The organism is Neobacillus sp. S1227, assembly GCF_055385255.1.
This window is the reverse complement of sequence record NZ_AP038276.1, coordinates 5,576,571-5,599,532: the sequence shown is the minus strand read 5'-3', so window position 1 is coordinate 5,599,532 and position 22,962 is coordinate 5,576,571. Positions and strand designations below refer to the sequence as shown.

20 protein-coding genes are annotated in these 22,962 nt (G+C 46.7%); all 20 read left to right on the top strand.

Features of this window, described 5'->3' with window-relative positions:
- Nucleotides 1–19 precede the first annotated feature (19 nt).
- A complete protein-coding gene (gene fsa, locus ACZ5AE_RS27790; RefSeq protein WP_464568078.1) occupies nucleotides 20–670 on the top strand; it encodes a fructose-6-phosphate aldolase in 651 nt (216 codons plus the stop codon).
- Nucleotides 671–1,013: 343 nt separating this feature from the next.
- Complete coding sequence (locus ACZ5AE_RS27785; protein ID WP_464568076.1) at nucleotides 1,014–2,300, top strand: UDP-N-acetylglucosamine 1-carboxyvinyltransferase; 1,287 nt, start codon at nucleotides 1,014–1,016, stop codon at nucleotides 2,298–2,300.
- Between the two features lie 58 nt (nucleotides 2,301–2,358).
- The gene (gene glpX / locus ACZ5AE_RS27780; RefSeq protein ID WP_464568074.1) at nucleotides 2,359–3,318 is read left to right on the top strand and encodes a class II fructose-bisphosphatase; all 960 of its coding nucleotides are present in this window, start codon (nucleotides 2,359–2,361) and stop codon (nucleotides 3,316–3,318) included.
- Nucleotides 3,319–3,609: 291 nt separating this feature from the next.
- The gene (gene rho / locus ACZ5AE_RS27775; RefSeq protein ID WP_464573750.1) at nucleotides 3,610–4,875 is read left to right on the top strand and encodes a transcription termination factor Rho; all 1,266 of its coding nucleotides are present in this window, start codon (nucleotides 3,610–3,612) and stop codon (nucleotides 4,873–4,875) included.
- 201 nt (nucleotides 4,876–5,076) lie between these two features.
- Nucleotides 5,077–5,286, top strand: coding sequence for a 50S ribosomal protein L31 (rpmE, locus tag ACZ5AE_RS27770; RefSeq protein ID WP_464568072.1), 210 nt, complete (start codon nucleotides 5,077–5,079; stop codon nucleotides 5,284–5,286).
- Between the two features lie 299 nt (nucleotides 5,287–5,585).
- Entirely contained in the window at nucleotides 5,586–6,197 is a 612-nt protein-coding gene (locus ACZ5AE_RS27765) for a thymidine kinase (RefSeq protein ID WP_464573749.1), read from the top strand.
- 127 nt (nucleotides 6,198–6,324) lie between these two features.
- Nucleotides 6,325–6,816 (top strand): hypothetical protein, encoded by a 492-nt coding sequence (locus ACZ5AE_RS27760; RefSeq protein WP_464568070.1) that lies wholly within the window; start codon nucleotides 6,325–6,327, stop codon nucleotides 6,814–6,816.
- A 495-nt stretch (nucleotides 6,817–7,311) separates the two neighbouring features.
- Nucleotides 7,312–8,385, top strand: coding sequence for a peptide chain release factor 1 (gene prfA / locus ACZ5AE_RS27755; RefSeq protein ID WP_464568068.1), 1,074 nt, complete (start codon nucleotides 7,312–7,314; stop codon nucleotides 8,383–8,385).
- Nucleotides 8,378–9,247 carry a peptide chain release factor N(5)-glutamine methyltransferase gene (gene prmC, locus ACZ5AE_RS27750; RefSeq protein WP_464573748.1) on the top strand — a complete coding sequence of 290 codons (870 nt, stop codon included), beginning with the start codon at nucleotides 8,378–8,380 and terminating at the stop codon, nucleotides 9,245–9,247. Before prfA ends, prmC begins: the two co-directional genes overlap by 8 nt.
- 105 nt (nucleotides 9,248–9,352) lie before the next feature.
- Nucleotides 9,353–10,288: a stage II sporulation protein R gene (gene spoIIR, locus ACZ5AE_RS27745; RefSeq protein WP_464568066.1), complete on the top strand. Its 936-nt coding sequence runs from the start codon at nucleotides 9,353–9,355 to the stop codon at nucleotides 10,286–10,288.
- A gap of 860 nt (nucleotides 10,289–11,148) precedes the next feature.
- Nucleotides 11,149–11,595, top strand: a complete 447-nt coding sequence (locus ACZ5AE_RS27740; protein ID WP_464568064.1) for a GNAT family N-acetyltransferase — start codon at nucleotides 11,149–11,151, stop codon at nucleotides 11,593–11,595.
- A gap of 186 nt (nucleotides 11,596–11,781) precedes the next feature.
- Nucleotides 11,782–12,825 carry an L-threonylcarbamoyladenylate synthase gene (locus ACZ5AE_RS27735; RefSeq protein ID WP_464568062.1) on the top strand — a complete coding sequence of 348 codons (1,044 nt, stop codon included), beginning with the start codon at nucleotides 11,782–11,784 and terminating at the stop codon, nucleotides 12,823–12,825.
- 152 nt (nucleotides 12,826–12,977) lie between these two features.
- On the top strand, nucleotides 12,978–13,535 hold the full coding sequence (locus ACZ5AE_RS27730) for a manganese efflux pump MntP (RefSeq protein ID WP_464568060.1): 558 nt from the start codon (nucleotides 12,978–12,980) through the stop codon (nucleotides 13,533–13,535).
- A gap of 80 nt (nucleotides 13,536–13,615) precedes the next feature.
- Nucleotides 13,616–14,056: a low molecular weight protein arginine phosphatase gene (locus tag ACZ5AE_RS27725; RefSeq protein WP_464568058.1), complete on the top strand. Its 441-nt coding sequence runs from the start codon at nucleotides 13,616–13,618 to the stop codon at nucleotides 14,054–14,056.
- Nucleotides 14,057–14,244: 188 nt separating this feature from the next.
- A complete protein-coding gene (locus tag ACZ5AE_RS27720) occupies nucleotides 14,245–15,717 on the top strand; it encodes a S8 family peptidase (protein WP_464568056.1) in 1,473 nt (490 codons plus the stop codon).
- 175 nt (nucleotides 15,718–15,892) lie between these two features.
- Nucleotides 15,893–16,339 carry a ribose 5-phosphate isomerase B gene (gene rpiB / locus ACZ5AE_RS27715; protein WP_464568054.1) on the top strand — a complete coding sequence of 149 codons (447 nt, stop codon included), beginning with the start codon at nucleotides 15,893–15,895 and terminating at the stop codon, nucleotides 16,337–16,339.
- 52 nt (nucleotides 16,340–16,391) lie between these two features.
- Nucleotides 16,392–16,958, top strand: coding sequence for a TIGR01440 family protein (locus ACZ5AE_RS27710; RefSeq protein WP_464568052.1), 567 nt, complete (start codon nucleotides 16,392–16,394; stop codon nucleotides 16,956–16,958).
- A 176-nt stretch (nucleotides 16,959–17,134) separates the two neighbouring features.
- Nucleotides 17,135–18,376 carry a serine hydroxymethyltransferase gene (gene glyA, locus ACZ5AE_RS27705; RefSeq protein WP_464568050.1) on the top strand — a complete coding sequence of 414 codons (1,242 nt, stop codon included), beginning with the start codon at nucleotides 17,135–17,137 and terminating at the stop codon, nucleotides 18,374–18,376.
- A gap of 171 nt (nucleotides 18,377–18,547) precedes the next feature.
- Nucleotides 18,548–19,177: a uracil phosphoribosyltransferase gene (upp, locus tag ACZ5AE_RS27700; RefSeq protein ID WP_464568048.1), complete on the top strand. Its 630-nt coding sequence runs from the start codon at nucleotides 18,548–18,550 to the stop codon at nucleotides 19,175–19,177.
- A gap of 1,337 nt (nucleotides 19,178–20,514) precedes the next feature.
- Nucleotides 20,515–22,848 carry a S8 family serine peptidase gene (locus ACZ5AE_RS27695; RefSeq protein ID WP_464568046.1) on the top strand — a complete coding sequence of 778 codons (2,334 nt, stop codon included), beginning with the start codon at nucleotides 20,515–20,517 and terminating at the stop codon, nucleotides 22,846–22,848.
- The last annotated feature ends 114 nt before the right edge of the window (nucleotides 22,849–22,962 follow it).

Here is a 22,962-nt window from a genome sequence, read left to right as displayed (position 1 = left end):
AAAATGGAGGAAAGGCAACATGAAATTTTTTATTGATACAGCCAACTTGGAAGAAATCCGCGAAGCGCATGACCTTGGTTTATTAGCAGGGGTAACGACAAACCCATCCCTTGTAGCAAAAGAAAAAGGCGTTTCTTTTCACGATCGTTTAAAAGAAATTACCGCTCTTGTTCCTGGTTCTGTTAGCGCAGAAGTAATCGCTCTTGATGCAGAAGGCATGATTAAAGAAGGTCGTGAGCTTGCTGCAATTGCCCCAAATATCACCGTTAAAGTGCCAATGACAATGGACGGCCTGAAAGCAGTCCATGCTTTTTCAAAAGAAGGCATCAAAACAAACGTAACGTTAATCTTCAACGCGAACCAAGCCCTGCTTGCTGCCCGCGCCGGCGCAACCTATGTATCTCCATTCTTGGGAAGACTAGATGATATCGGCCAGAACGGCTTAGATTTAATTTCCACGATTGCTGAAATTTTTGCCGTTCATGACATTAAAACAGAAATCATCGCGGCATCTATTCGCCACCCGCTGCATGTTACGGAGGCAGCATTAAGAGGTGCACATATCGCGACCATTCCTTACAAAGTATTGATGGGACTTACCCAGCACCCACTAACAGATAAAGGGATTGAAGCTTTCTTGAAGGATTGGAATAACCGCCAAGAAGCGTAAGATTTTTGAGGGAATTTCTGCCACTAGAGGATGCTGGAATCCCTGTAAACAGGCATAATCGTTCTGTGGTTTTTCCATTTTCGTGTAAATTTTTTTATTTGTCATACATGAAAATATAATTTTCGTGTAAACTATAAATTAGACAATCTGTCGGAATTTGACTTATAATGTTGGAAAAATATACCTGAAGCCTAATTTTGGTTTAAAGGTGCTTTTTTTCGGGCAGTCTGCTAGAAAAGCTCGGTATGAAAAATCAAAAAAACAGATTTGCGTCTCGGTTAAAAAAGTACCATCCATTCAATCGATAAATCAATTTTTACATAGGCTTAGAAGGGAGTCGAAAATGGAAAAACTTAAAATTGCGGGCGGATATCCATTAAAGGGCAGTGTAAGGGTCAGCGGTGCTAAAAATAGCGCCGTTGCCCTGATACCTGCGACGATTTTAGCAGAATCACCCGTTACAATCGAAGGACTGCCTGATATTTCTGATGTTGAAATTTTAAAGGACTTGCTGGAGGAAATCGGCGGCAAAGTTCATATTACAGACGACGAAATGACAGTTGACCCATCGAGGATGATTTCGATGCCGCTGCCAAACGGCAAGGTTAAGAAGTTGCGTGCTTCCTATTATTTAATGGGCGCGATGCTCGGCCGTTTCAAAAAGGCAGTAATTGGTCTGCCTGGCGGCTGTCACTTGGGTCCAAGACCGATTGACCAGCATATCAAAGGCTTTGAAGCGCTTGGTGCTCAAATCACCAACGAGCAGGGAGCTATTTATCTGCGCGCGGACGAGCTTCGCGGCGCCCGGATTTATCTGGACGTGGTCAGTGTCGGAGCAACAATCAATATCATGCTGGCAGCGGTAAGGGCAAAAGGCAGGACGATAATTGAAAACGCCGCCAAAGAGCCGGAAATCATTGATGTTGCGACCCTGCTCACGAATATGGGTGCGAAAATCAAAGGGGCCGGAACCGATGTCATCCGGATTGACGGGGTGGACAGCCTCCACGGCTGCCGCCATACGATCATTCCAGACCGGATTGAGGCCGGTACCTATATGATTCTTGGTGCGGCAATGGGCGAGGGCGTGTTGATTGATAACGTGATTCCCCAGCACTTGGAATCGTTGATTGCCAAGCTGCGCGAAATGGGTGTGAAAATTGAATCCGGTGATGATCAGGTGTTTGTCGATGGCCCTTCGAACCTGAAAGCTGTCGATATCAAAACACTTGTTTATCCGGGCTTTCCAACCGATCTGCAGCAGCCGTTTACGGCGCTGTTAACAAAGGCAGCGGGCTCAAGTGTGGTAACTGACACTATTTATGGTGCCCGGTTTAAGCATATTGATGAGTTAAGAAGAATGAACGCCAACATTAAAGTGGAAGGACGTTCTGCTATTATTAACGGACCTATTCAGCTCCACGGCGCCAAAGTCAAGGCAAGCGACCTCCGTGCCGGAGCGGCGCTGTTCATTGCCGGTCTGATGGCGGAAGGAATCACCGAAGTAACCGGTCTCGACCACATCGACCGCGGCTACAGCAATCTAGTTGAGAAATTAAACGGCCTCGGAGCCACCGTTTGGCGGGAGGCATTGACACAGGAAGAATTAGAGCATCTTAAAAACACCTAATGAGATCTACTTAAGAATGAACGAAGTCTCATCAGAAAAAAATGGGGGATGGAGAACAATGGAAAGAAGTTTAACGATGGAGCTTGTCCGTGTAACTGAAGCAGCAGCGCTTGCTTCCGCACGATGGATGGGCCGCGGCAAAAAAGACGAAGCAGACGGAGCAGCCACTTCGGCGATGCGCGATGTGTTTGATACGATTCCGATGAAAGGAACCGTTGTCATCGGTGAAGGAGAAATGGACGAAGCACCAATGCTTTATATTGGCGAAAAGCTTGGGAATGGCTACGGACCTCGTGTCGATGTCGCCGTTGACCCGCTTGAAGGAACCAATATTTTGGCATCAGGCGGCTGGAATGCCTTAGCTGTTCTCGCTGTGGCTGACCATGGCTGCCTGCTCCATGCTCCGGATATGTATATGGAAAAAATTGCAGTTGGGCCAGAAGCAGTTGGCTTAATTGATATCGATGCTCCTGTCATTGATAACCTGAAGGCTGTAGCAAAAGCAAAGAATAAAGATATTCAAGACGTGGTTGCAACTGTTCTAAACCGTAAGCGCCACGAGCATATCATTGCCCAGATTCGTGAAGCAGGTGCCCGCATTAAACTAATTAATGACGGTGATGTGGCTGGGGCCATCAATACTGCTTTTGATAATACTGGTGTGGATATTTTATTCGGCTCAGGCGGTGCACCGGAGGGTGTTATTTCAGCTGTTGCCTTGAAATGCCTCGGCGGTGAACTGATCGGCAAATTGCTGCCGCAAAATGATGCTGAGCTTGAACGCTGCAAAAAAATGGGCTTAGACGTAAGCCGCATTCTCCGCATGGAGGATTTGGTCAAAGGCGACGACGCTATTTTTACAGCAACAGGCGTAACGGATGGGGAACTGTTGCGCGGTGTCCAGTTCAAGGGCTCACACGCATCGACCCATTCAGTTGTTATGCGGGCAAAGTCTGGAACTGTTCGTTTCATCGACGGCCGGCATAGCCTAAACAAAAAACCAAATTTAGTATTATAGGTAGCGAACATCGGGTGGTGCCTTCCACCACCCGAAATTTGCAGAAAACTCCCCATTCTCCATGAGGATTCCTTCCAGAAAATATTTCCATTAAGGGATGTTTGAAAAATAAGTTGATTAACTTTTTGCTGAGAGGGTAAAATAGAAATTGTTTTATCATGCAAGTTTTCTGCCAATCTATTCATTTCTACCAACTTCTATTCATTTCCTCAAATCTATTATCTTACTATCATTTCTCGCTCGAACTGTTAAGCGGTGATGAAGGAAAAATTTAAAAGAGTGGTGTACACATTGGATTTAACGATTTCAAGTTTAGAAAATATGAAGCTGAAGGAGCTTTATGAGCTTGCGCGCGAATATAAAGTGACCTATTACAGCAAATTAACGAAAAAAGAATTAATTTTCGCAATATTAAAATCCCGTGCTGAGCAGCAGGGCTATTTCTTCATGGAAGGCGTGCTGGAAATCATTCAGTCAGAAGGCTTCGGCTTTCTGCGTCCGATTAACTATTCGCCAAGCTCGGAAGATATTTATATTTCAGCATCGCAAATTCGCCGCTTTGACCTTCGCAACGGGGACAAGGTGTCCGGAAAGGTTCGTCCGCCAAAGGAAAATGAGCGTTATTTCGGTCTCCTGCACGTAGAAGCAGTGAACGGTGAAGACCCTGAATCTGCGAAGGAACGCGTTTACTTCCCGGCGTTAACGCCTTTATATCCGAATCGGATGATGAATCTCGAAACAACGCAGAAGCATTTATCAACCCGGATTATGGACCTTGTGGCACCAGTTGGTTTTGGCCAGCGTGGTCTGATTGTTGCGCCTCCGAAAGCTGGTAAGACAATGCTGTTAAAAGAAATCGCCAACAGCGTTACCACAAACCACCCTGATGTCGAGTTGATCGTGCTGTTGATCGACGAGCGTCCGGAAGAGGTTACTGATATTGAGCGTTCCGTTGCTGGTGATGTAGTCAGCTCGACGTTTGATGAGGTGCCCGAAAACCACATCAAGGTCGCTGAGCTTGTGCTGGACCGGGCAATGCGTTTAGTTGAGCACAAACGCGATGTTGTCATTTTGATGGATAGTATCACGCGTTTGGCGCGTGCTTACAACCTGGTGATTCCGCCAAGCGGCCGGACGTTGTCCGGTGGTATTGACCCAGCTGCATTCCACCGTCCGAAGCGTTTCTTCGGGGCAGCCCGTAACATTGAAGAGGGCGGCAGCTTGACGATCCTTGCAACGGCACTGGTTGATACTGGTTCACGTATGGATGATGTCATTTATGAAGAATTTAAAGGTACAGGTAACATGGAATTGCACCTGGACAGACAGCTTGCTGAACGTCGTGTGTTTCCTGCGCTTGATATCCGCCGTTCCGGTACTCGTAAGGAAGAGCTGCTTATTCCGAAGGATCATTTGGATAAGCTATGGGCGATTCGCAAATCAATGTCAGATTCCCCAGATTTTGCCGAGCGCTTCTTGAAAAAGCTGCGTCAGACGAAGTCCAATCAGGAGTTCTTTGAACAGCTTGGTGAGGAGCTTAAGGCGCGCCGCTCGTAGGTATTTGACGGTTGCGAGGTTTCGAGTGAACCCGATATTTTGGTTTTGTTTTTTCAAAAAGGCTGAAAATCCCAGCTTGCAAACAATTAGTCTGGCTGTTATAATGTGGTCAGTGTGTTTTTTGTAATTCTGTGACTTGTTAAGACAAGCACTGTATATAACTCTGTTTCGAATGATTCAGGGCGGAAGGAGATGAAAAGAATGAAAGCAGGAATTCATCCAAATTATAAATTAGTAAAGGTGACGTGTGCATGCGGCAACACTTTCGAGAGCGGTTCTGTAAAGAACGAGATCCGCGTTGAAACTTGCTCTGAGTGCCACCCATTCTACACTGGTCGTCAAAAATTCGCTGAAGCTGGCGGACGTGTTGACCGTTTCAACAAAAAATACGGTCTTAAGACACAACAATAATGTGAAACTTCCATCAGTGGAAACTTCGCTTGATCGTGCTTCGTAGTTTCCACTGATGGTTAGTTGAACTTATCGGGCTTTTACGTGCAGTTGCGACCGAAGGGAGTTACTGCGCGTTAAAGCGGGATAATAATTTGATATTTGCGCAAAAGACAGGCAAGATGCAACATTGGCTTGCCTGTTTTTTATTGGCTAATTATAACTTTCAACTGCGCCAAATGGGCCAGTTTTCTTTAAAAAATATGATTTTGTAAATGATAAATATTGATGGTTTCGTGATTAGGAAGGAGACGCCGTTTATGTATGTTATGACGCAAAGCGGATGGGTTGAGGTTATCTGCGGCAGTATGTTTTCTGGAAAATCAGAGGAGTTAATTCGGCGCGTGCGGCGTGCTCAGTTTGCTAAACAAAAAATAGCTGTATTTAAACCGAAAATCGACAATCGCTATCATGACCAGTCTGTTGTTTCCCATAATGGCACTTCTTTTGAGGCGAAGCCGATTTCCCATTCGATTGAAATTTTGCATCATGTGGAAGCGGATATGGATATTGTCGCGATCGATGAGGCGCAGTTTTTTGATGAAGGCATTGTACGGGTTGTGCAGCAGCTGGCGGATTCCGGCCACCGTGTAATTGTCGCGGGGCTTGATCAGGATTTCCGCGGCGAGGCGTTCGGCCAGATGCCGAAGTTGATGGCGATTGCCGAGTCAGTGACGAAGCTGCAGGCTGTCTGTGCGGTATGCGGTTCTCCTGCAAGCCGTACGCAGCGGTTGATTGATGGACGTCCGGCTTCTTACCATGATCCGGTTATTTTGGTGGGGGCTGCTGAGGCTTATGAACCGCGCTGCCGTCATCATCATGAGGTGCCGAAAACGGCGTCGGTGCGTTCGGTGGTTGAAGAGGGCGTTTAAGTTTTTGTATTAGGTTTGGTTTTAGGTTTGGAGGGTGTCAGGGTTGCCATGTTCGCATGGTGCCTGGCACCCTTTTGTTGTTTTGGTTGGAAAGAATTCACTCGGGGGCCGGTGCGTGTGGCAGGGCATGCTAGTACCATGGAGGTGTAATTCGATGAAAAAGTGGATGTTTGCAGCGGTTATCATGCTTTTGTTGGCAACGGGCTGCCAAAATGGCCGCAGTGCTGATGATGATGCGGCTAATGACTTGCGCGGCGACCGGCAGACGAGGAATCTGGTGTCCAATCACGATATCAACGACCAGCATATGGTGGAGGACGATGTGACCAACCAAAACCCGAACTTCCTTGACCTGACGGGGACTGGAAGCGGCAGCGAAGCCGGCGCCAATAATCAGGGCAACGATATTGCTAAGGCCAAGCAGGTGATTGCCGACACGCATGAATTTGTGACCGATTCTGTTTGGATTAACGGCGACAGAATGTGGGTAAAGGTTTACAAAAAAGGGATGCTTTCCAGCGGGGACAAACGGGATGCGGAAGCTAGACTTCATAAGAAGCTAATGCGTGCGCTGCCGCGCTATAATATTGAAGTTCGTGTACAGGAAGATAGGAGATAACGGGCATGCTCTGGGGACAGGGCATGTTTTTTTGATGGAATGTGTGGATATTTAGAGATTTTAGAGGGATTTTATTGAGTTAAAAATGGAACTAATCTTTATTGGTATTAAATAGGGTTACTATGTACCTCTTTGAGTCATTTTGAGACATGAGAACCGTCCCCGTGTATCGTGCCCGTGTATCTTAATTTCCAGCTATTTGGATATACTTTCCGATATGGGGTGTTTACTTTCCAATTCAGGGCGGATACTTTCCAATTTGGCAAATTTACTTACGTTTTTGGGGCAATTACTTTCCAAATTTCCTATTTTACTTTCCTGGAGTATCCATTCTGATCATATCACTGGATAATTTTGATGCACGAGAACCGTCCCCATGCATCACATTGACGCGGATTTTTACCTATACTATAATTAGAATGTTATGGACAATTTTCGGCCCGGTGTTGCGGGTGTTTAGATAGAAGTTTTGAATTTAATTTGAGGTGAATGACTGTGTTTGATCGTCTACAATCGGTTGAGGACCGCTATGAAAGGCTCAATGAGCTGTTAAGTGATCCGGAAATTATAAATGATTCCAAAAAGCTTCGTGATTACTCGAAGGAACAGGCGGACCTGCATGAGACTGTGCAAACGTACCGTCAGTACAAGGATGCAAAATCCCAGCTTCAGGACGCGAAAGCCATGCTTGAGGACAAGTTGGATGCGGAAATGCGTGAAATGGTTAAGGAAGAGGTCAGCGAGCTGGAGGCACAGGTTGAGGAGCTTGAAGGCAAGCTGAAAATCTTGCTCGTTCCGAAGGACCCGAACGATGACAAGAACGTTATCATGGAAATCCGCGGGGCAGCGGGCGGCGAAGAGGCGGCTTTGTTTGCCGGAACACTATACCGCATGTACAGCCGCTATGCGGAAGCGCAGGGCTGGAAGACAGAAGTCATTGATGCCAACGAAACGGGTCTTGGCGGCTTTAAAGAGATTATTTTCATGATTACTGGACAAGGCGCTTATTCCAAATTGAAATTTGAAAATGGTGCACACCGGGTGCAGCGGGTGCCGGAAACGGAGTCTGGCGGCCGGATTCACACATCTACGGCTACGGTTGCTGCGCTTCCAGAAGTTGAGGAATTTGATATCGAAATTAACGATAAAGATATCCGTTTTGATACGTTCGCATCGAGCGGTGCGGGCGGACAGAGCGTTAACACCACGATGTCAGCGGTTCGTTTAACACATATTCCGACTGGTATTGTGGCAACTTCTCAGGACGAGCGTTCCCAGCACAAGAACAAAGACAAGGCCATGAAAATCCTGCGGGCCCGTATTTATGATAAGTTCCAGCAGGAAGCTCAGGCTGAGTATGATCAGGTTCGGAAATCGGCGGTTGGTTCTGGTGATCGTTCCGAGCGGATCCGCACATACAACTATCCGCAAAACCGGGTGACTGACCACCGGATTGGTTTAACGATCCAAAAGCTTGATCAGATTATTGAGGGCAAGCTGGATGAAATCATCGAGGCATTGGTGCTGGATGACCAAGCAAGAAGATTGGAAAATGCAGCAAATGAGTAAAAAAGTATTCGAAGCTCTGAAATGGGCTTCTTCTTTTTTAGTTGAGGCAGGCCGGGATGAGAATGCAGGGGAGCTGCTGCTTCGTCATTTCACCGGGATGACCCGGTCGCAGCTGTTTGCGAATGTACGCGAGGAGCTGGAGCCTGAAGTGTGGGGGCTTTTTGAAAAAGCAGTCCACGAGCACGCTGCGGGGATTCCGGTGCAATATATTATTGGCACGGAGGAGTTCTACGGCAGGACCTTTGTCGTTACGCCGGAGGTTCTGATTCCAAGGCCGGAGACAGAGGAGCTGGTCTATGGGACATTGCAGCGGATCCACCGGCTATTTGACGGGCGTGAGGAAATTAAGCTTGCTGATATTGGAACGGGCAGCGGAGCCATTGCGATTAGCTTAAAACTGGAACAGCCGTCTTTAAAAGTAACTGCTACCGATATTGCTGAAGCCTCTCTAGAGGTGGCGAAAGAGAATGCCCGCCAGCTTGAGGCGGATGTCCAATTTATCCAGGGTGACCTCCTGCAGCCGTTTATGGCGAGTGGTGAGAAGCTGGATGTGGTGGTGTCGAATCCGCCGTATATCCCGGTTGCTGATATGGAGGAGATGTCCGAAGTGGTGACGGAGCATGAGCCGCACCGGGCCTTGTTTGCAGGCGAAGACGGGCTGGATTTTTACCGCCGCTTTATGGTGGAGCTGCCGAAGGTGCTCGCTTCGCGCTTGCTGGTGTGTTTCGAAATTGGGGCCGGTCAGGGCGAAGCGGTAGCGGAGCTTTTTCGAAAAGCATTTGAGAATGTTTTGGTTGAAGTAGTGAATGATATTAACGGCAAGGACCGAATGGTGTTTGCGGAGATTGGCTTCGGGGGCTAAGGACCCGAGGCCTTTTTTAAAACTTAAAAATAGTAAAATTTAATAGTTTAAGATTCTGGCATTTTGTCCACAATGGTAAGGCAAAGGGAAGGGACGGTGCTAGAGATGAGAGGGAAACTATTAGTTTGGGGATATTTAGTGGTTTTATCGTTAGCGACAGTGCTAAATTTATATATGCCAAAAACAGAAGCAGCGCAGAAGGAGTCGATTGTCATTCCGGGGGAGGCGATTCGCTTAAGGATTCTGGCGAACAGCGATTTTGAAGAGGATCAGGCGATTAAGCGCAAGGTTCGTGATGCGGTCAATGCCCAGATTACACTGTGGGTACAGGATTTAACCTCGATGGAAGAGGCTCGCAAGGTGATCAAGGGTCATCTGCCGGAGATTCAAGGGATTGCGGAAAAAGTGGTCCGTGAGTCTGGTTCGGACCAGTCGGTCAAGGTTGAGTTCGGAAAAGTGCAGTTCCCGACGAAGCTGTACGGGCAGTTTTTGTATCCTGCAGGACAGTATCAGGCAGTGTTAATTACGCTGGGGGCCGGTGAAGGGGCAAACTGGTGGTGCGTGCTGTACCCGCCGTTATGCTTCTTAGATTTTTCAAATGGGGTTGCGGTCAGTGAGGGCTTTGAGGAGAAAGAAACGGCAGCTGTTGCTGAAGCGAAAGAGAAAAAGAAAGAGAAAGAGGAAGCTCCTGTAGCCGACCGGGTGGAAGAAAAGCGGTCTGATGTGAAAACAAAGTCTGTGGAAGAAAAAAAGGAAGCAGCTATTCGAAAAGAAAATGCTGAGGTAAAAAAGGTGCCAAAGCCGGACTTTGAAAAGGCGAGCATTGACGATACTGATGAAGAGGATATACCTGTGATGAAGAGCCAGGATTTTGAAAAAACGGAAACGGCTGTGGTGAAGAAGCAGGATTCAGAAAAAGCTGAAGCCATTGTGGTTAAGAAACCGGTAAAGAAGGACAAGCCAGTTTACGTTTCAGAGGATGAGCAGCCAGTTAAGGTGAAATTCTTTGTGGTTGAGATGTTCCATAAACTTTTTAACTAACAGCTCTTTGAGTAACAGTTATACTTGTCCAGGTGCAATACGGTAAATCACAACCCTAACCGCATAGGAAGTCACATAACCTTTCACAACACAAAGGCTTTGAGATGAAAATATCTCTAAGCCTTATTTTCTTTATTGGACTAAAGCAACCGTAAGTGTACAAGTTCATTAAACAGAGTTTGATAAATAAGGGGAGAAATTTCCCTTAATTAGCAATTAAGATCAAGAATAACTTAAATAAGCGGAGAAATTTCCCCTATTGACTCAAAAAACTTCAGTATTGGGGCTTTTGCTTTGTTTAAGCGAAAAACCTTCCCTTATTTACGCCGGAATGAGCTCTATTCTCCATTTAGCGGAAAAATATTCGCTTATTTTATTGCCACTAGTTACTCAATTAAGGATAAGACTTCTTATGTTTCAATGCGTTGGGGGAGTTTAAAAATTCACACACCCTCCACTATGTGAATTAGAAAATGATAAGTAATTAAAATTCTCTAAAATGGTGATAAATCAATAAAAATCGCACTGTGAATCATATTGTGAATTCAAGTGTGTTTTGCTGCACCTCTAAAGTGAACCCGTTACTCTTTGAGGGGGGCTGGATACCCTGGTTGGAAAATTAAGAGGAAATGTTCTCCTAGAAGGTTCATCAGGACAGGCCGGCTGGAAAAACGGAGGGAAGTGTCTTCATAGAAAGTTCAGCAGGGCATTCCTGACTAAAAATAGAAAGGAGTTGTCCCCATACTCTCTCACCAGGGTCTGCCTGATCAAAAAGATGCTAGAAATAATCCCTAAGCTGTTCTACTTTTTCTATTTTTTCATATTCATAGAGTAGAATCTGAAAAAATGGGGTGGATGGGATGCAGGCGTTGATTCGCAAGGCGACTAAAGGGGATTTGGACAGGCTGATAAGCTTTCTTACGAGGGCTAATCTTGGGACAGATGGACTCACTGAAGAAACGATAGAATGGTTTTTGCTGCTAGAGGACGAGCAGGGAGTGCTGGTTGGATCTTTGGGAATAGAGGTTTGTGAGCAGTTTGGGCTGCTGCGCTCGCTGGTGGTCTCAGCGGGGCAGGCCGAAAAGGAAATTTTTGTCCTGTTTGACCAAATGGTGCAGCTTGCCAAGGAAAAGGGAATGGACAGTTTATTTTTGGCTACAAATAAAGGGGCGGCGTTGCCGTTTTTTGAACTGATGGGGTTTGAGAAGATTGGACGCGGGGAGCTGCCGGTCGGGTTTTATCAATCTGAACACATTCGACACGTTTTAAATGTGGATAACTCATTGTTTTTGAGACTAACGATATAATATTGTGGATATATCGCCAAAGTTATCCACTTTTTCGGGTAAGTTATGCACAAATTGTGGATATCACTTGTGTTTAGGTCTGCCTTCTTTTATACTTTCAAACGTATCATGCGAAAAATGTGAGTATATACGCCGAAATTCGTCAAAATTCGATAAAAAACGAGATAGGTTTTGAAGGTGGATAACATGAACACAAAAGTCTGGAAAGTGGATAAGTATGTGGATAATTTGGAAAGTAATCCACATATTGTGGATGCCGCGCATTTTTTAAGGGAAAATGAAGTCGTTGCGATGCCGACGGAGACGGTTTATGGATTGGCCGGGAATGCCGAGAATGATGAGGCTGTCGCGAAAATTTTTGCTGCAAAGGGGCGGCCGGCGGATAATCCCCTGATTATCCACATTGCTGAAAAAGAACAGCTGAACCGTTTTGTGGCGGAGGTTCCTGAGAAGGCGGCCGTCCTGATGGAAAAGTTTTGGCCAGGTCCGTTGACGATTATTTTTAAAATGAAGGAAGGCGTGCTGTCGGAAAAAGCGACCGCGGGCCTCGGGACGGTTGGAGTGAGGATGCCGGACCACCCGGTGGCACTGGCGCTGCTCAGAACTTGCGGGCTGCCGATTGCCGCGCCGAGTGCGAACTCCTCGGGGAAACCAAGCCCGACATCAGCCGGGCACGTGCTGGATGATCTCGAAGGAAAAATTGCCGGGGTGGTGGACGGAGGGCCGACCGGAGTCGGTGTCGAATCAACTGTCATTGACTGTACGGAAACAGTACCGGTCATATTAAGACCGGGCGGCGTGACCAAGGAGCAGCTGGAGGCGGTGATCGGCGAGATCCAAATCGACCCGGCCTTAAAAAATGAAGCGGCCAAACCGAAGGCACCGGGCATGAAGTATCGCCACTATGCGCCAAATGCTCCGCTCTATTTGGTGTCTGGCACCCGGGAATTTTTGCAGGGGCTTGCTGCCGAAAAACGGGCGGAAGGCTTGCGGGTCGGGGTGCTGACAACAGAGGAGCATGCGGACGAGTACCAAGCTGATGTCGTTCTCACCTGTGGAAGACGCGCTGAACTCGAGACCGTCGCTACAGCGCTCTACGATGTGCTGCGCCGTTTCAATGAGCAGCAGGTTGATGTGATTTTTAGCGAAATGTTTCCGTATGAAGGCGTGGGATATGCCATTATGAACCGGTTGGAAAAAGCAGCCGGGAATAAAGTGATTAAGGAATAAAAGAATAGCCATTAAAAGCATCTGGACCAGTTCTCCTTATGGAGGGCTGGTCTTTTTTTAAAAAGGCTTTCCTCGCGATTTCCCTGCTTGGCTTCTAAACGGATTTGGACGTGCATATGCTGAAATAGTTAGTCCAAGGGGGAGAAGTCAGAATGTCTGAAATGGTTGGGGAAATTATAACACTCATGTTGATGGCAGCTGCACTAGGAATGGATGCTTTCTCAGTCGGCCTTGGCATGGGGATGTACAAACTTGCGTATAGAAAAATATTTGAAATAGGAATGATCATTGGAATCTTTCATGTGTTGATGCCGCTCGCAGGCATGACGGCGGGAAGATTTTTATCAGAACAATTTGGAGCGCTTGCCTCGTTTGTCGGCGGCCTGCTTTTAATCATTTTAGGGGTGCAGATGATTTGGTCGAGCCTTAAAGACGATGATGAAAAGGTGATTTCGCCGGTCGGCTTCGGCCTTTTATTTTTTGCGCTGAGCGTAAGTCTGGACAGCTTTTCCGTCGGTTTGACACTGGGGATTTATGGCGCGAAAACCGTTTTAGTCCTGGTCTGTTTTGGTGTCATAGCCACCCTGCAGACATGGGCTGGCCTGCTTTTGGGCAAAAAGGTCCGGGGCTGGCTCGGTGCGTACAGCGAAGCACTAGGGGGAGCGATTTTGCTGGCGTTTGGCATTAAGCTGATGGCTGTATTTTTTTAAGAAATTTTTAGAAAAGGGACATTTGAAACGGTTTGAACGTAGAAAATTGTTCTATAATAGGTGGGGAAGGGGGCGTACATATGCAGCGAATATTATTTGTGTGTACAGGAAATACCTGCAGGAGTCCGATGGCGGAGGCCATTTTGAAAAATAAACAGCTGGACGGAATCGAGGTCAAGTCTGCTGGAATATACGCCGCAAGCGGCAGCGATGCCTCTGCGAATGCGAAAGAGGTACTCGCGAACAATCAGATTTCGAATAACCATCGCTCCACCTTGCTGTCTGCTGAGGAGGTCGACTGGGCAGATTTGATTCTTACCATGACCGCCTCCCATAAGTTCGCCATCCAGCAGCAATACCAAAAGGCAATTGAAAAAGTGTTTACGTTAAAAGAATTTACCGGCGAAGAGTTTGATCACGACGTCACCGATCCGTACGGCGGCAGCCTCGCAATCTATGAAGCCACCTACAAGGAACTCGATAAGCTGATTGACAAAGCCATTGAAAAACTAAATCCATAGAAAAGGTCAGGAGTGTTTTTATACTCTTGGCCTTTTTTCTATGGATTTTATCTGAAGTCTATCATCTGACAAACTTAGCCATGTTGCAGAAAAATGCTGTCGTTCTTTTACGATGAGAACTTGTTTCAAATGGATATTGATAGATTTAAAATTGAAAATGTTAGGACAAATATAGGGAGGTTTTGCTTTTGAAGAAGAAAAAAAGAATGATGGCTATAGCGGCCAGCAGTGTTTTAGCGATGTCTCTAGTAACTTTCTCTACAAACCTGCATACATCTGCCAGTACAAAGGTAGAAAGTAAAAATTACCTGATTGCATTTAATCAATCATTACCGAAAAACTATCTTTCTGAAATTAAGAGTGCTGGGGGAGAGGTCATCAGGGCGATGCCGGAAGTAGGCGGGTTGGAAGTCCGCTCGGCAAATCCTGCTTTTCTCAGCCAGTTGAAATCTAGCGGAAAAATTGCCGCGGCAAATGTTGAGAGGACTTATAAGCTCGAAAATGGAAATCCTGAAGGGGCGGATGGACTGCCGGTGGATATTACTCCAGATGCGGATGGTACATATTGGAGCTCGCAGTGGGATATTCGCCATTTAACGAATGATGGGAAATCGTTTGCTGTAGAATCAGGCGGTATAAAAATGGCAGCTGGCGTTACCCATAAGGCTGTTGTCGGCATCATTGACTCCGGGATTGATCCTGAGCATCCTGATTTAATGGAGAACTTTATGGGAGGGGTGAACTTTGTCCCTGAAGGCGGTTATGGTGGAACGGTTATAGATGAAACCAAAGTGAAAGATACAAACGGGCACGGCACACATGTGGCAGGTTCCATCGCTGGGAACGGAAAAGTAAAAGGGGTCGGGCCGAATTTAGGAATCCGTGCATACCGTATTTTTGATGCCTCGGGCAGTGCACCTACTGCACCGATTGTTGCGGCCATCGTTCAAGCGGCCGATGATGATGTCGATGTTATTAATATGTCACTTGGCGGATTCGACAATTTGAAATATACCTATCAAGACACTCGATATTCCGATATCGCGGATATCCTTCTTTGGAAGCGCGCCGTTCAGTATGCTGTTAAGAAAAATGTTACGATCGTTGCTGCTGCGGGGAATGATTCTGTAAATTATGCTGACAAAAAGTCGCTTACAGATTATATGAATGCAAATTATGGGGATGAAAACCTTGTTTTTAAAGGGGTAACATTTGAGGTTCCAGGCGGTACTCCTGGCGTTATTACTGTTTCTTCCTCCAACAAGTGGTCAACGGATAAGTTGGCATTCTATTCAAACTATGGCAATAGTTTTATTGATGTAGCAGCACCTGGAGGGGACAACGGCCCTGTGTATGATGGTTCACGCGATTTAGCTCAACGTGATTTTACTTATCGTGCGCTGTCAACTTGGCCAACATACTTGGCTCCATATGTTACCATGGTCGATAACAAGGGCTATGCTTACCTGCACGGCACTTCCATGGCCGCACCAAAGGTCGCTGGTATTGCTGGTGTAATCAAGGCAGCCCATCCTGAGTATAATCCAGCCCAAGTGCAGGCTCTGATTGAAAAAACTGCCATTGATTATGGCAAAAAAGGCCATGACGAGCTATTCGGATCCGGCGAAGCAAACGCATATACTGCGTTAACTGCAAAATAACAATCTTATTAGTTAAAAAAGTCTTGCCTATTAGGTAAGACTTTTTTCTATGCAACTGACGGTTAATAGGTCTTTTCAACTTGTCAGAAAGTATACCGCTTTCTCGCTTTATATTTTTTGCACAGTATGTCAAAATTAAAAGCAAATTGAAGTTTTTGATTAGGGGGTTTTTGAGATGAGAGTTGCATTAGCTTCTGACCATGGCGGCGTGAATATTCGTAAGGAAATTGCCAGCCTGCTGGAGGAATTAAAGATTGAGTATGTGGATTTTGGCTGCGAATGCGCGTCGTCTGTTGATTATCCGGATTATGCCCTGCCTGTAGCGGAAAAGGTAGCGAGCGGCGAGTTTGACCGCGGGATTTTAATTTGCGGGACGGGCATCGGCATGAGCATTGCTGCCAACAAAGTGAAGGGTGTCCGCTGTGCACTTGTCCACGATACCTTTAGTGCAAAAGCAACACGTGCCCATAATGACAGCAATATCCTGGCGATGGGCGAGCGCGTCATTGGTCCTGGACTGGCCCGTGATATTGCCCAAATCTGGCTCACTGGCGAATTCGAAGGCGGCCGTCACGCCAACCGCGTCGGTAAAATTACGGATTATGAAGAAAAGCATCTTTAAGCAATAGCAGGGGCTGAAGCCCTGGATCATGAACGATGGGAGGTTGCGGGTTATGATTCAGCAATGGGAGAACGAACTTGAAGCAATTTTAACTGAATTTAAGGAGCAGGCTTCCTTGAAGCCGGGGCATCTTCTCGTAATCGGCTGCAGTACAAGCGAGGTAATCGGCGAGCGCATCGGAACGGCAGGAACGATTGAAGTAGCCGAAATGATTTTTCGCCAAATGCAAAAATTCCAAACAGAAACTGGAGTTCATCTAGCCTTTCAATGCTGCGAGCACTTGAACCGGGCACTCGTGGTGGAACGGTCGGCTGCCGCCGGGCGCGGCTTCGAAGAGGTTTCGGTCGTCCCAGTCCGGAAGGCGGGCGGGGCGATGGCAACATATGCTTTTGAAAAAATGAATGATGCTGTTGTAGTTGAGTTCGTGAAGGCGGAGGCAGGCATTGACATTGGCAGCACCCTTATCGGCATGCATCTGAAACATGTTGCTGTCCCCGTCCGCGTTAAACAGAAGTTCTTGGGACATGCCCATGTGACACTGGCTAAAACAAGACCAAAACTCATCGGCGGGGCCCGCGCGGTTTACGAACGGACCGACGCTAATTCGAGCTGTAGTTAGAAGTCTGTGGATAAACACGAACGATTTTTGGTTTTCTTATCATTATTATTACGTGAAACACGAACGATAAAATTTTTAAAAATAGAATCTTACGTGTTTACATAACTGAAAAACATGTTACAATAAAGAAGGAATTTTCTAACGTTACTTTATTTACGTATGAGGGGGAATGAATCATGAAGCATTTACCTAAAGCCGATGAACAGGTTTTTCAAGCAATCCAGCAAGAATTGGGCCGTCAACGTTCTAAAATTGAACTGATTGCCTCCGAAAACTTTGTCAGTGAAGCTGTTATGGAAGCCCAAGGCTCCGTTTTAACGAATAAATACGCAGAAGGCTACCCTGGACGCCGTTATTATGGCGGCTGCGAATATGTCGATGTTGTTGAAGATTTAGCTCGCGAACGCGCTAAGCAAATTTTTGGAGCGGAATATGTCAACGTTCAGCCGCACTCTGGTGCACAGGCAAACATGGCCGTTTACTTCACTGTTCTTCAGCAAGGTGACACCGTGCTTGGCATGAATTTATCCCACGGCGGCCACTTAACACACGGAAGCCCAGTTAACTTCAGTGGAATTCAATATAACTTCGTTGAATATGGTGTCGACCAAGAAACACACCGCATCGATTATGATGATGTTCGTGCAAAAGCCCTTGAGCACAAGCCAAAGATGATTGTTGCTGGTGCCAGTGCTTACCCTCGTGAAATCGATTTTGCGAAGTTCCGTGAAATCGCTGATGAAGTTGGCGCGTACCTAATGGTCGACATGGCGCACATCGCTGGTCTTGTTGCGGCAGGTCTGCACCAAAACCCAGTGCCATATGCTGATTTCGTTACAACAACTACTCATAAAACTCTTCGCGGTCCACGCGGCGGGATGATTCTAACCTCTGAGGAATGGGGCAAGAAAATCGATAAGTCGATCTTCCCTGGAATCCAAGGCGGTCCGCTTATGCACGTCATCGCTGCAAAAGCTGTTGCTTTTGGCGAAGCACTGCAGGACAGCTTTAAGGAATATGCTCGTCAAATCATTGCAAACGCTCAGCGTTTAGCAGAAAGCCTGCAAAAAGAAGGCTTGAAGCTGGTTTCCGGCGGTACGGACAACCATTTAATGCTTGTCGATGTGACAAGCCTTGGTTTAACTGGAAAAGTGGCTGAAAAAGTGCTTGACGAAGTCGGCATTACCGTTAACAAAAATACGATTCCGTTCGATCAGAATAGCCCGTTCGTGACAAGCGGCGTCCGCATTGGTACAGCTGCAGTCACAAGCCGCGGCTTCGGGTTGGAAGATATGGACGAAATTGCTTCCATCATCGCCTTCACGTTGAAAAATCATGAAGATGAAGCGAAGCTAGAGGAAGCTCGTGGACGCGTTGACGCGTTAACAAGCAAATTTACCCTTTATCCAGAATACTAAAATATGATGCATGGGGACGGTTCTTCTACCTCACTTTTGTGAGGACAGAGAGCCGTCCCTTTGTGTCTTTTTTTGAATAATCAAACATCGCGCTCTGAGTTGCTCACAGGCTTTTTTTTCTGTAAAATGAGACGACTGCTAAAATTAATTTTTTATAAAGGGGCGATCATTGTGGCGAAGGTATACGTTTTTGACCATCCACTGATTCAGCATAAACTTACTTACATACGCGATAAACATACGGGAACAAAGGAATTCCGCGAGCTGGTCGACGAGGTGGCAACCCTGATGGCGTTTGAAATCACAAGAGACATGCCGCTTGAAGATACTGACATCGAAACACCTGTGTGTCCGGCTAAATCAAAAATTCTTTCTGGTAAAAAAATCGGCCTTGTGCCAATTTTGCGCGCTGGTATTGGCATGGTAGACGGAATCTTGAAGTTAATCCCGGCTGCGAAAGTGGGCCATATCGGTCTGTACCGCGATCCAGAAACCCTAAAGCCGGTTGAATATTACGTCAAGCTTCCTAGCGACGTCGAAGAGCGCGACTTCATCGTAGTTGACCCAATGCTTGCAACTGGCGGATCAGCCGTTGAAGCGATTCACGGCTTGAAAAAGCGGGGAGCTAAAAATATCAAATTTATGTGTTTGATTGCCGCACCAGAAGGCGTCGAAGCTCTGAAAGAGGCGCACCCTGACGTTGACATTTACATCGCTGCTCTTGACGAGAAGTTAAACGACCACGGCTATATCGTACCAGGACTTGGCGATGCCGGAGACCGGTTGTTTGGGACGAAGTAATTCTATAAAATTACCTGAGCCAGGCTGAACGCCTGGCTTTTTGTATGGAATTTCACGTGAAAAATGGGGGTGGAAAGTAAAATAGGGATTTTGGAAAGTATTTCGCGTAAATGTGAAAGTAAATCGTTCAAAGTGGAAAGTATCCGATCTAATTTGGAAAGTAAATGCCCCGATTCGGAAAGTATATCCAAATAAATGGTAATCACCCCAAAGAGGTAATTGAAAAGCTACCTTTTTTGGGGTGGTTTAGTAGCTCGAGATGGGACTTGGCGGGTAGATCATGAAAGTTGACGAGTAATTGACCAAAGTTGGCGAGTAAATCCTATCCTTTGACGAGTAAAAACCCAAATCCAGCGAGTATGTTACCTGAGCCAGGCTGAACGCCTGGCTTTTTGTATGGAATTCCACGTGTAAAATGAGGTTGGAAAGTAAAATAGGGATTTTGGAAAGTATTTCGCGTAAATGTGAAAGTAAATCGTTCAAAGTGGAAAGTATCTAATCTGATATAGAAAGTAAATGCCCTAATTCGGAAAGTATATCCAAATAAATGGTAATCACTCCAAAGAAGTAATTGAAAAGCTACCTTTTTTGGGGTGGTTTAGTAGCTCGAGATGGGACTTGGCGGGTAGATCATGAAAGTTGACGAGTAATTGACCAAAGTTGGCGAGTAAATCCTATCCTTTGACGAGTAAAAACCCAAATCCAGCGAGTATGTTACCTGAGCCAGGCTGAACGCCTGGCTTTTTGTATGGAATTTCACGTGAAAAATGGGGGTGGAAAGTAAAATAGGGATTTTGGAAAGTATTTCGCGTAAATGTGAAAGTAAATCGTTCAAAGTGGAAAGTATCCGATCTAATTTGGAAAGTAAATGCCCCGATTCGGAAAGTATATCCAAATAAATGGTAATCATTCCAAAGAGGTAATTGAAAAGTTACCTTTTTTGGGGTGGTTTAGTATCTCGAGATGGGGCTTGGCGAGTAAATCATGAAAGTTGACGAGTAATAGACAAAAGTTGGCGAGTAAATCCTATCCTTTGATGAGTAAAAACCCAAATCCAGCGAGTAAATTTTAAAAGGTAGTATTATGTTACCTGAGCCAGGCTGAACGCCTGGCTTTTTGTATGGAATTCCACGTGAAAAATGGGGTTGGAAAGTAAAAAGAAAGTAAGTCGCTAAAATGTGTAAGTGAAACGTTAAAAGTGGAAAGTATTCCATCTAATTCGAAAAGTAAATCCAAAAATTGTAAATACACAACAAAAATAACGGGTCTCAATCCTAGTCAACCTGCATACTTTCCCCTCCCAAGGAACACGATATGGAAAAAAGGGGGATTTTGACATGAAATTGGCACTCGCACTGCTCCTCACGCTAGGAACGATTAATGTTGGGACCACAGGCATCCCGGCCATACCGAAAATTCTAATCCATCCCCCGATCCAAAAATCAACAAAGGAGACTGTCGCCATCGTCATGCTTGACCATCCGAAAACAGAACAGGAAATCAAGCGGCTGCTTGCCCCCTATAAGGATATTAAGCTACGCCGCGTATACGAGAAGGCCATTGATGGATTTTCGATTCAGGGGCCGCCAAACTCAATCGCCCGGCTGACCAAGGACCAGGCCCGGAACAGCCTGCAAACCCAAATCCAGCATATCTCCCCGGTAACCGAGTATCGGGTTGAGACCGAAGAAAGCGTGAAAATCATTGGCGGCGAGGAGGCACGCGGTTTTTTTTCAAAAAAAAATGAACGTCTGACCGGCCGCGGCGTGACGGTCGGAGTCATCGATACCGGGGTGGACTACACCCATCCCGACCTTGCCCGGAATTACGCCGGCGGCCATGACCTTGTCGATAATGACCAAGATCCGATGGAAACGCTCATGCAAGGCCGGGCGACCATCCACGGCACCCATGTTGCCGGCATTATTGCCGCAAATGGAAAAATTAGAGGTGTAGCCCCTGAGGCCAAAATTGTTGCGTATCGGGCGCTTGGTCCAGGCGGCGGGGGGACGACCGAGCAGGTGCTGGCAGCGATTGATCAGGCCATCAAGGACAAAGTCGACATCATGAATCTCTCGCTTGGAAACAGCATCAACGGTCCAGACCTGCCGATCAGTCTGGCGCTCGACCGTGCCGTCGAGAATGGGATCGTCGCTGTCGCTGCATCGGGCAACTCCGGACCAAATGTGTGGACGGTCGGTTCCCCAGGAACATCGGCGAAAGCCATTTCGGTTGGGGCCTCAACGCCTACAATGGAAATTCCCCAATTATTAATAGAAGGAATGCAAAACCCGCTCCGGGTCCAGCCAATGGAGGGGTCGGGGGATTGGTCGCTTGACCGGACACTCCCAATCGTCGACGGCGGCATCGGCCAACCCAACGAACTCGAGAACGTTCAGGGGAAAATTGTTCTAATGAAGCGCGGCGAGTTAACTTTTTCGGAAAAAGCAAAAAATGCCCATGAAGCGGGGGCAAAGGCGGTCGTGGTCGCAAACAATCTCAAAGGCACCTTCATTGGCAATCTCGATGCACCCGTGGATATTCCGATTGGGTCGATCACTAAAAGCGAGGGAGAATTTTTACGAAAAAAATTAACAAACAACAGATTGACGGCAAGGCTCAAAATAAATGAAGAAATTGACCGGCTTGCTGACTTCAGCTCCAGGGGGCCAGTCACAGAAACATGGGATATCAAGCCGGACCTCGTCGCTCCGGGGGTGGCCATCAACTCGACCATTCCCGGCGGCTACTTAAGCCTGCAGGGGACGAGCATGGCAGCACCACATGTGGCAGGTGCCTGCGCTTTGATCAAGCAGGCCCACCCGGACTGGACGCCGGAGCAGATTAAAGCGGCGTTGATGAATACCGCCAAACCGTTGGTAAAAGAGCCAAGCGAGCCAAGCAGCACGAGCCCGGGAGAAACAACCAGCAAACCAATCAGAATTGACCCAATCGGCGGCATCAATAAAGGTAAACCCCAACTTACCCCCGGACCCTATTACCGCACGTACGAGCAGGGGGCTGGCCGCATCCGGGTAGATGACGCGATCCAAACAGAATCGCTGGTCATGCCGGGCAGTATCAGGTTCGGAAAGTTTAGCAGCCTGAAAAATGTACATAAAGCGCAATTAAAAATCGAAAATATCAGCGACAATCCAAAACGCTACACGTTTGATATTCCGCAGCACATCGACGGCCTCGAGTGGCGCTTTCCGCTGGCAGTTACACTGGAACCGGCAGAAACGCGCGAAATTACCGTAGAGCTCTCAGTCGACCCGGAGATTTTTAAAGGGAAAATTCACGATGGCTTTCTAACATTACATGCCGGGAGCCAGTCCATTCAAATCCCGTTTTTGTATGTTCTTGAGGAGCCGGGATATCCAAGGATAATGGGCTTTGATTTTGCGGAAGGGGATGAGCCGGGCACTTACCAGTATGAGGTCTACGTCCCGGGGGGCGCGGAGGAGTTTGGAATTGCCCTATTCAACCCTGATGATTACCGCTTTGTCGGCTTTCTCGACACAAGCACGGATGTAAAGAAGGGACTAATCCGTAAAGCCTTCAAAGCTGAAGACCTCCCATATGAAGGAACTTACCGAGCCAAAGTCTTCGCCAAAAAGTCTGGGAAAGAGGATTTTATTGAAACGATGATTTCAATTTATAAAAATTAAGACAAAAAATTAGGGCGGTAAACGAAGTGAGAATGCCGCCCGAAATCCTGATTAACCTTCGGGAAATTTTTCAAAAATCAGAATAAAACGTTCACAAAATGGACACAAAATTGC